Raw genomic sequence first — 9,020 nt, 5'->3', positions numbered from 1 at the left:
TCGGTGTGGTGCGCGCCGGCGCCGCCCTCAGGTGCCGTCCGTGGCCGCTGCTCGTCCACCTCCACCTTCCAGTCGTCGTCGAACAGAGCGGCGACCATGGAGGGCCAGACGTAGTCGGCCGGGTCGAACTCGCTGTGGTCCGCCTGCGGGCTGTCCATCCCCGCGTGGTGCACGAGCAGGAGCGTGCCGCCGGGGGCGACGGCCGCGAGCAGGGCTCGCTCGGCTGCGGCGTCGGGGGTGCGCAACAGGGCCGGGTACTGCGCGGAGACCAGGTCGAACGAGGCCGACGGGAGCGCCGCCTCGGTCAGTGCGGCGTGGACCCAGCGAACGGCCACGCCCGCGTCCCGTGCGTGCCCGGCAGCCCGCTCCAGCGCTATTCCCGAGACTTCGAGCGCGGTGACGTCCCAGCCGCGGCCTGCCAGCCAGACGGCGTCCGCGCCCTCGCCGCACCCTACGTCGAGCACACGTCCGGGCGTGAGCGAGGCCACCTCGGCCACGAGTGCGCCGTTGGGCCGCCCGCTCCACAACTGCCGGCGGTCGGCGTACCGGTTGTCCCACTCCGCCCGTACAGCCGGATCGCCGGCGTATCCGTCGGAGGTGAAAGGGGTGTCGGAGGCGGGCGGTCGAAGGGTGTTGTCAGCCATGGCCCCACCGTCGCCCATCGCGCTCCGCTCACACCACTGTTGTTGCCGTTCCGGCAAAACGGTGCGGTCTAGCCGGCTGTCGCTACACCCGGTTCACCGACACGGAGCGGGAGGTGAACGGCCTGCTCACAGCGGACCGCAAGCCGAGGATCCCCGTGGAGGAGCTTTTCGCGATCCTCTCCAGGAGACGCCCCTGATCCGGCGATGGCCGACGCGGCAGCGGCACCGGCACGGGGTGGTCAGGAGAGCAGGTGTTCGCTCAGCTTCCACAGCCGCTGCGCGTCGTCGGGGTCGAGCATCGCCGAGTTGGCGTCCGAGGGGATGCTGTCCGCGGTCAGCGGGCGCTGCTCGTCGTCGAGCACGGCGATGTCGCTGTCCTTGAGGTAGACCCCGCCGTGGCCGTCCAGGAGGGGGCTCGCGGCGGCGAAAACGAGGGTCGCGGCCCCCTGCGCGATGGTCTTCTTGCCGGCGTCGGGGTCGATGACGGTGTGACCGCGGTCGTCGACCAGCCCTTGCGTACGGTACGCCGCGGCCTCCTCCGGCGTGAACGGGCCCGGCCCGATGACGACTCCCGGGTGGGTGGCGAAGGCGCGGACGCCCTGAGCGGCGTACCGGCGGTCGAGTTCGACGGTGAACAGGACGTTGGCGCGCTTGGACTGGCCGTAGGCGGTGCCGGGGTCGTACCCGGTAGTGAAGGCCAGGTCGTCCCAGCGGATCTCGCCGATGCGTGCCGCACCCGAGGTCACCGTCACCACCCGGGCGCCGTTCGTGGCCAGCAGGGCCGGCAGAAGTGCCCTGGTGAGCTGGAAGTGGCCGAGGTGCGAGGTCGAGAACTGGAGCTCGTGACCCCGCGCGTCGCGCACCAGCTGTGGCGTGAACAGCACGGCGGCATTGTTGACCAGGGCGTGCAGGGGCCGGCCGGAGGCGAGCCACCGCCGGGCGAAGGCATCGATCGAGGACGGGTCGGCGAGGTCGAGGCGCTCGACACGCACCCCGGGGAGCCCGTGCACTGCCGCGCCGGCCCGTTCGGGGTCGCGGGAGGCCACCGTCACCGTGGCGCCCGCGGCCGACAGGGCACGGGTGGCTTCGCGGCCGAGCCGGCCGTGGCCACCGGTGACGATCACCTCCCGACCGGAGAGGTCGAGGCCGTCGAGGACGTCGTCGGCGGTGGAGGAGGCGGTGAACGGAGTGCCCAGCGGGACTTGCTGTGTGGTCATGTCTCCCAGTCTCGACGGCGTACTCCGGACGCTGAATCGTTGTGCGTCCGTATTTTCTGCGCGAGAGTACGGGGATGTCTGATGTGGCGGTCGCGGACGTGCTGTCCGATGTGTTCGACGTGGTGGAAGTGCGGGGGTTGATGACCGGCGGGTTCGCGGTCCGTGGACCGTGGGTGTCCAGGGGCGCGGTGTCCCGGCCGCTCAAGCTGATGGTGCTGGTCGCCGGGTCGGCCCGGATCACGGTGGACGGGCCGGGCGGACCGGACGGTCCCGTGGAGCTCGCCGCGGGCGACGTGGCGCTGCTCAACCACCGCACCTGGGTCGACATGCGCGGAGGGCGGGGCAGCGGGACACCGGTGGAGCTGATCCCCGGGGCGGGCTTCGACGCGATGGCGCTGGCCGAGGCCGACCTGACCACTGACGACGTGCTCGTCGGCGGCGAGGTCAGGGTGAGTCCGGCAGGCCTTGCACTGCTCAGGACGGCGCTGCCCGGCCTGGTCCACGTGCACGCGGCGACGCCGGCCGCCTCCCGCCTGGGCGCCATCGTCGAGCGGCTCTTCGACGAGGCCTCCGGCGGCCGGCTCGGTTCGGGGTTCGCCATCCGGCAGAACGGTCAGCTCCTCCTGCTGGAGATGTTGCGCACGTATCTGGAACAGGAGGAGACACCGGCCGGCTGGCTGCGGCTGCTGGCCGACGAACCACTGCGCCCGGCGCTGCGGCTGATGCACGAACAGCCCGGGCAGGCCTGGGGACTGGCCGAACTGGCCCGCGCCGCCGGGATGTCCCGCACCAGCTTCGCCGAGCGGTTCCGCGCCACCGCGGGCACCCCGCCGCTGGCGTATCTGGCGCGCTGGCGGATGTTGCTGGCCCAGCGCGCGTTGCGCGACCCGGATGTCCGGGTCGGCTCCCTCGCCGCGGAGCTCGGCTACAGCTCGGAGAGCGCGTTCAGCACCGCGTTCAAACGCGCGGTGGGGGAGTCCCCCCTGCACTACCGCCGACGGCTCGGGACGACGCCCTAGCCCACTCGCAGGCCTGGTCCGGCCCGCGGTTCCCGCCCGACCACGAAGAGCGCCGGTGCTCTCTGCGCGGGCGGTTCAGCTCGCTTGCGTGGTGAACGGTCCGACAGTGAACGAGTCGCCGCAGACCTGGAGCTCGGCGGGGTCCGCTGACAGGGACGCTGTGTTGTTCGGCGGGAAGACCTTGATCCGTGCCGGTTTCGCCCAGCACTTTCCGTCCGTGACGCCCTTGTCGGGGGTCCGCACCACTGCGTGGGCGGCCTGCCCCGCCTTCAGGACCACGTTCTTTGCGGATCCGTCCTGCGTGCGGGTCGCGGGCTTCCCGATGCGATCGCCGTTCTGATCGGTCAGCGACAGGCCCGGATACCCCTTGAGAGCGCAGCTGCCGTCGCTGATGTTGGTCAGGGTCAGGTCGAAGTACTTGCTGTTCATCTCCTGGCCCGTGGCTTTGAGACCGGCGCGCAGACGGTCCGTGGTGCAGTCACTGCCCATGCCCGGGCTGTCCGATCCCGGGCTGTCCGTGGCGCCCTGCTTCGGGGTGGCCGCAGCGGTGTCGCTCGCCGTGGCGGAGTCCGTGGGCAGATCGCCTCCGGTCGCTGTGCTGGCGCCCGGACCGTCCGATGCCACGCTGGTAGCAGCAGCCTGCGCATCCCCGCCGCTACCGCCGCACGCACCCAGCCCGAGTACACCCAGTGCGACCAGTCCTGAGACCAGGACGGGCTTGTGAACCTTCTTCATTCCGTTGGCACTCATGCCGACTCGGCTGTCCATCCCCCATGGAAACATGCATGCCCCACGTAGTTCGGTGTGCTGGGACCGGCATCACCGCGCGTCCGCCCACTCGCTCAGCCCGTACCTCCGCCGACGCCGCGGCCAGGTGTACCCCCGGGCTCCTGCCGCTCGCACGCTTCGCCCCGCGGTGTGGTGACGACGAGACGGGCCCGGGGTGCGGTGATCACCTCACGGAAGGCCGGGTCGGTGAGGAGCACGACCGGGGCTATACGGTGCGGCGACTCGGAGTGCCAGTGGGGCAGAGCGGTCTCGATGACGGTCCAGGCGTCGTCGGTGGCGCCGGCGGCACCGGACAGGGCGATCGTCCTGGCCGCGTCCAGGGCCTCCTGGAAGACGGGGGATTCGGGAAGCGTCGGCGGGGCGGACACGGTGGAGTGAGGCACCCAGTCCGTGACAGGCTTGCCGTCGACCATGCGGAGCTCCGGGACGAGCACCGTCGAGAAGTCCCTCCCAGGTCCGTACTCCTCCACCGTGCGACGCAGATACAGCGGCAAGGCCTCCGCCCGCACCTGTTCGAGGCCGACCTCCTCAATGACATGGGGGCGCCCGAGGATGCCATTGCGGACTTGGTGATGCGCGTGGGTCAGGTCGAGGAAGGCGCCCAGGATGACAGCCAGGTAGGCACCGGCACCCGAGCCCTTGACGGCGGCCTGCTCGAAGGTGGCCGCCGCTCTCTCCACCTCGCCCCGCAGCGCCTGGGCACGTCCCTCGGCCACCAACTGCTCGGCACCTTCTGGATGCACGGCTCTGCCCTGGCGGCCTTTGAGTTCCTCGAACGAGGCGCGCTCCGCCTCCACCAGCTCGGCGAAGGACCCGTACCGGTCGCTCAGACCCGGTTGCCAACTCGACCAGGTGTACGCGGCCCACTCACCGTCCTGCGACACGTCCCCGGAGTCCAGCAGCCACCACTGGGCGTCGCCCTCGTCAGCGATGAGCAGGACGGGGGCTCTGACGCGCTCGCTCGTGTCGTCCGGCTCGTCGTCACAGGTGTCGAGGTACATGTCGGCGTCGTCCTCGTCGAGCCAGTCGAGGGCGCCGGTCGTACGCATCGCGTACATGAACGGGCCGAGGTGCAACCAGCCGTCGGAGGCGCCCAGGAACGAGCGGTAGCTGGGCGGAAGCCGGGTGCCGAGCCGGTCCTCCAGAGCCGCGATCCGCTGCTCGTCCGCACCCTCGTAACCCAGCCACCCGCCGGCCCGCTGCCCGTCGCTGACGTTGTACAACTCGCCCTCGGCGGACACCCGCAGAACATCGGCGCCGTACCCAGCCAGGTAGGAGCGCCACTGTTCGACGGTCCTGAGCCGCTCCGCGGCCGTCCCGTTTTCCGGGTCGGCGGAATCCCCGAAGATCGATCGCACAGCACTCCTGACGTTCTGATGTCCCGATGCCCGCATGGTCGTTGAACGCGCAGGAGTCTTGGGCAGGCTCGACCCTGGCATCGTCCATGCTAGAGACGCCCACTGACATCACGGTCGAGGACGTCGGCCCGCCGACGGACCGCTCGGACGTCGGCCAGCCGGGGAGGTTGTACAGACCGATCCGGTCGCGGAGACCGCGCAGATGTCGTGCCACGACCGGGCGCAGGGTGCCCGGCTGGGACGGGACGTGATGTTCCGGCAGACCTCGCCTGACGGAGCCCACACTTGCGGACACGTCAGTAGGGCGGACAGTTGTGCCGCAGACACTCCTGAAAATCTGCTTTGCAAGGGACGAAGCCCTGGGTGCGAGTTATTGCAACGGCGTTGCCTTCAAGGGCTGTTCCGCAGCATTGTGACGGGCAGTTGCGGGGCCGAGAGGTTCGCCGCCTATGCTCCTGGTGTGCAGCTGCCTCGGGATCCTTCGGACGTCGCCCACGAGTACGGAGCGTTCGGGACGTATCCCGGATGCGTCCTTCTGGAAATGTTCCGGGCCGCCGTGGTGGAACAGGTGGGCCCGCAGTGGCCCCGGCACGCGCCACACCCCGCGGGCGGACGCGGGTGAGGGGCCTGTCCGCGTACGGCCATGGCCCTGTCCGGCAAGGTTGAGATCGTGCAGCCGGGCGAGGCCGCGCACGGCGTGGTGAACAGCGAGTCCCGTTGCTGAGTTTCTCTTAGAAGTCATCTCATTTGGCCAGCCTGCGGTAGCAGATGAGGGTGCAGGCGATGCTGGTGAAGGCTAGGAAGTGATCGGCTCTGCGTTCGTAGCGGCGGTGCAGTCGGCGGCATCCGGCGAGCCAGGACATCGTGCGTTCTATGGTCCAGCGGTGCCGGCCCAGATGGGTAGAGGACTCGATACCTCTGCGGGCGATGCGATGTCGGATGCCCCGGCTGGACAGCCATCGTCGCAGGTGGTTGTAGTCGTACCCCTTGTCCGCATGGAGTTTTCGGGGTCTGCGCCGTCGGGGGCCGCGGCGCGAGCGGATCGGCGGGATGCCCTTCACAAGAGGGATCAGTGCCTGGCTGTCGTGCGTGTTGGCGCCCGAGATACCGATGGACAGGGGCAGGCCGGTCCGCTCCGTGATCAAGTGGATCTTTGACCCGTACTTGCCCCGGTCCACAGGATTCGGACCTGTCAGCTCCCCCTTTTCAGGGCCCGCATGTTGACCGAGTCGATCGCGCAACGGGACCAGTCCAGTTCCCCGCGCGATCCGAGTTCGTCGAGGACCAGGCGGTGGAGTCTGGCCCACACCCGGGCCTTGGTCCACTCGGTGAACCGCCGGTGGGCCGTCGCACCCGACGGGCCGAACGAGGCGGCCGGCACCTGCTGCCACGTGCAGCCTGAGGTCGCCACGAAGACGATCGCAGCCAGGACTTCACGGTCGCCGTGCCGACGCCGGCCGCCACCCTGCGGCCGCGACGGCGCCTCCGGAACCACTCGCTGGAACAGCTCCCACAGTTCGTCCGGCACCAGCCGCTCAACGATCTTCGACACACCACAAGTCTAGCTAGCCAAATGAGATGATCTCTAATGTGTGTCGGTCAGGAGCGCGCCTGGTTCCGCTGGGAACGGCCCAGCGGCAAGCGCGTCGGATATTGCGTTGACAGCCCTGCCGGGCGCCCTGTTAGCTGCACCAGTCGTTCTGATTCGTTCTGTTCCTTTATGTGCTGGAAAAAGGTGTAATGATGTCCCGGCCCGCGCCGAGTGCGCCTCGCCACACCGCGTAACCGTCTACGGCTATGTGCCGCCCGTTTCATCGGGCCGCTGCCGGACGTGTCCTCCGGTGTTCTGACCTGCCCCTTCACCGCTCCGCGGCGACATCGGGCTGCCCTCTGACGAGGCCACTCGGCCTGCTCTTGCTGTCCTGACCCATATCCAGCAAGGAGCACCCGGGTGTCCAGCCACCCCACCAACAACACCCTCAGCCTCGGCACCTTCACCTGCACATGGTGTGGTCTCACCGTGTCCGCGTACGCCGCCGACGGCGCGCCGCGCAACCACTGCCCGTCCTGCCTGCGCTCCCGGCACGTCCTCGACCACGTCGAGGGCGGTCCGAGCGACTGCGAGGGCGGTCCGAGCGACTGCGAGGGACGGATGTCCCCGATCGCCATCGCCGTGCTCCGCACCCGTGACTGGACGGTGATCCACCGCTGCGTGCGCTGCGGCGAACTCACCTCGAACCCGGTCTGCGCGGACGACAACCAGCTCATCCTGATGCGCATGGCCGTCCGCCCGCTGGCCCAACCGCCTTTCCCACTCGAAGCGTTCGGGACCCTCTGACCGCCTGAGAAGGAAAGGAGCACCGTCATGTCCCGCAACAACAACCGCAACAAGCGCGACGGCCGCGACAGCCGTGCCCGACGCCGCCCTCAGCGTCACAAAGATGTCCTGCACACCCAGGGCGGACACCGGGCCAACGCCTTCCGGTGCACGTCCTGCCACCTCGACGTGTCCCTGGACGCACCCGGCACCGCGCACCGCAACCACTGCCCGAACTGCCTGGCCAGCCTGCACGTCGACCGGAAAGTCCCGGGTGACCGCGACGCGGACTGCCGGGGCCGGATGGAGGCGCTGGGTATGTCCGTACGGAGCGACGGCGAGTGGATGATCATCCACCAGTGCGTTGTGTGCGACGAGCTCAGCGCCAACCGCATCGCGGGCGACGACAACCCGCTCGCCCTTGTCCGGCTCGCCCTCAGGCCGCTGGCCGACCCCAGGGCCGCGAGCCGTGTCCTGCGCACTCTGTGACCAGGGTGGCTGGCAGAGGTTATGGAACACCTGCGGGCCGACACCGCGCCGGAGCGAAGCTCCCAAACCAAGCTGAGTACACGTACTCATGCAACCGCTCGCGGGCGAGTCCGATAGTGGGGGACCGCCCTGAATACGAGGAGCAGTCCATGACCGCCACCCATCCCGGCCCCGCTCCGACACTGGACGCGGGACTGTCGCCCAGGCGTCGTCTGCCGGCCGCCCTGGCCGTCGCGGTGACCGCAGCGCTCGTCGTGTCGAGGTTCGGCGCGGCCGATCCGACGACCTGGCTGTTGGAGACGGTGTGGGTGATGGCGGGCCTGCCGCTGGCGATCCTGCTGCGCCACCGCTTCCCGCTGAGCGGCCTGCTGTGCGCTCTGCTGGCGGCACACGCCCTGGTCCTCATCGTGGGCGGCCACTACACCTACGCGCAGGTGCCCGCAGGGGACTGGGTGCGCGACTGGCTCGGCTGGGACCGCAACCCGTACGACCGCTTCGGCCACCTCGTGCAGGGCTTCGTACCGGCCATCCTGGTACGCGAACTCCTCGTCCGCACCTCCCCGTTGCGCGGCAGCCGCTGGCTCGCCCCGCTCACCGTCTGCGCCTGCCTCGCCTTCAGCGCCGTCTTCGAGATGCTGGAATGGCTGGCGGCGGTCACCGGAGGCGAGGCCGCGGACGCTTTCCTGGGCACCCAGGGAGACGTGTGGGACACCCAGTGGGACATGTTCTGCGCCCTGATCGGCGCCACCTGCGCCCTGCTGCTCCTGAGCCGCGTCCACGACCGATCTCTCGCCCGTCTGGGCCGGCAGACCTTCGCCGAGCGGTTCGGAGCCGGCAGAAGTGCCGCCTGACGGTTTCAGGGCTCGGGGTCCAGCAGGGCGGGCGCGGCGGTCCCGTCCAGGACCTGGCGGGCCACGTCGGTGAGCTTGGTCGTGTGGCGGCGGGCATGGGTGCGCATCCTGGTGAACGCCTCGTCCACGCCGGTGCCATGGCGTTGGGCGAGGTACCCCTTGGCCTGCTCGATGACGACCCTGGAGTGCAGAGCGTGCTGGAGCTGAGTGATCACGGTCGCCTGCTCGTGCACGACCCGTTGCTGGAGGATGGCGATGGTGGCCGTGTCCGCCAGCGCCTGCGCGAGGAGCAGTTGCCTGCCGTCCAGCGCACCGCGCCGGTCACGGAACAGGTTG

At 69.8% G+C, this 9,020-nt stretch carries 10 protein-coding genes; 4 read left to right on the top strand and 6 right to left on the bottom strand.

Translation table 11 applies throughout. The features are described 5' to 3' along the window. Positions 1 to 644, bottom strand: a 644-nt coding sequence (locus ACFWGJ_RS37700) for a class I SAM-dependent methyltransferase (protein ID WP_387333477.1), incomplete at its 3' end; no start/stop codon positions are given. 239 nt (positions 645 to 883) lie between these two features. Then, positions 884 to 1,861 carry an SDR family NAD(P)-dependent oxidoreductase gene (locus ACFWGJ_RS37695; protein WP_387333476.1) on the bottom strand — a complete coding sequence of 326 codons (978 nt, stop codon included), beginning with the start codon at positions 1,859 to 1,861 and terminating at the stop codon, positions 884 to 886. A gap of 74 nt (positions 1,862 to 1,935) precedes the next feature. Between ACFWGJ_RS37695 and ACFWGJ_RS37690 the strand changes: the two genes are divergently transcribed. After that, complete coding sequence (locus tag ACFWGJ_RS37690; protein ID WP_387333475.1) at positions 1,936 to 2,880, top strand: AraC family transcriptional regulator; 945 nt, start codon at positions 1,936 to 1,938, stop codon at positions 2,878 to 2,880. A 75-nt stretch (positions 2,881 to 2,955) separates the two neighbouring features. On the opposite strand, the gene ACFWGJ_RS37685 is transcribed toward ACFWGJ_RS37690, so the two are convergent. The 3 genes from ACFWGJ_RS37685 to ACFWGJ_RS37675 form a co-directional block, all read right to left on the bottom strand. Next, positions 2,956 to 3,630: a DUF4232 domain-containing protein gene (locus ACFWGJ_RS37685; protein ID WP_387333474.1), complete on the bottom strand. Its 675-nt coding sequence runs from the start codon at positions 3,628 to 3,630 to the stop codon at positions 2,956 to 2,958. Between the two features lie 92 nt (positions 3,631 to 3,722). Then, the gene (locus tag ACFWGJ_RS37680) at positions 3,723 to 5,027 is read right to left on the bottom strand and encodes an SMI1/KNR4 family protein (RefSeq protein ID WP_387333473.1); all 1,305 of its coding nucleotides are present in this window, start codon (positions 5,025 to 5,027) and stop codon (positions 3,723 to 3,725) included. 743 nt (positions 5,028 to 5,770) lie between these two features. Continuing rightward, positions 5,771 to 6,570, bottom strand: a protein-coding gene (locus ACFWGJ_RS37675; protein WP_169752452.1) for an IS5 family transposase whose coding sequence is annotated in 2 segments (ribosomal slippage) — positions 5,771 to 6,222 and positions 6,222 to 6,570 — 801 coding nt in all. Because the reading frame shifts where the segments join, the coding sequence is not laid out codon by codon here. A gap of 408 nt (positions 6,571 to 6,978) precedes the next feature. Here ACFWGJ_RS37675 and ACFWGJ_RS37670 point away from each other — a divergent pair. From ACFWGJ_RS37670 to ACFWGJ_RS37660, 3 genes are all read left to right on the top strand, one after another. Next, positions 6,979 to 7,365 (top strand): RNHCP domain-containing protein, encoded by a 387-nt coding sequence (locus tag ACFWGJ_RS37670; protein ID WP_387333472.1) that lies wholly within the window; start codon positions 6,979 to 6,981, stop codon positions 7,363 to 7,365. Between the two features lie 27 nt (positions 7,366 to 7,392). Then, positions 7,393 to 7,833: an RNHCP domain-containing protein gene (locus tag ACFWGJ_RS37665; protein WP_387333471.1), complete on the top strand. Its 441-nt coding sequence runs from the start codon at positions 7,393 to 7,395 to the stop codon at positions 7,831 to 7,833. 149 nt (positions 7,834 to 7,982) lie between these two features. Continuing rightward, a complete protein-coding gene (locus ACFWGJ_RS37660) occupies positions 7,983 to 8,684 on the top strand; it encodes a DUF2238 domain-containing protein (RefSeq protein WP_387333470.1) in 702 nt (233 codons plus the stop codon). A gap of 5 nt (positions 8,685 to 8,689) precedes the next feature. Here ACFWGJ_RS37660 and ACFWGJ_RS37655 read toward each other — a convergent pair. Further along, positions 8,690 to 9,020: ANTAR domain-containing protein (locus tag ACFWGJ_RS37655; protein WP_387333469.1), on the bottom strand; the 331-nt coding region annotated here is incomplete at its 5' end.

It is taken from the genome of Streptomyces sp. NPDC060205 (assembly GCF_042728395.1).
GTDB lineage: Bacteria > Actinomycetota > Actinomycetes > Streptomycetales > Streptomycetaceae > Streptomyces.
Note: the sequence above shows the minus strand (reverse complement) of the source record. Positions and strands in the feature narration are given on the sequence as shown.

Bases quoted from the DNA above. Each gene is read 5' to 3' on its own strand.
- ACFWGJ_RS37665 (WP_387333471.1), top strand. From the start codon at position 7,393: ATGTCCCGCAACAACAACCGCAACAAGCGCGACGGCCGCGACAGCCGT.
- ACFWGJ_RS37690 (WP_387333475.1), top strand. From the start codon at position 1,936: ATGTCTGATGTGGCGGTCGCGGACGTGCTGTCCGATGTGTTCGACGTG.
- ACFWGJ_RS37695 (WP_387333476.1), bottom strand. From the start codon at position 1,861: ATGACCACACAGCAAGTCCCGCTGGGCACTCCGTTCACCGCCTCCTCC.
- ACFWGJ_RS37685 (WP_387333474.1), bottom strand. From the start codon at position 3,630: ATGAGTGCCAACGGAATGAAGAAGGTTCACAAGCCCGTCCTGGTCTCA.
- ACFWGJ_RS37660 (WP_387333470.1), top strand. From the start codon at position 7,983: ATGACCGCCACCCATCCCGGCCCCGCTCCGACACTGGACGCGGGACTG.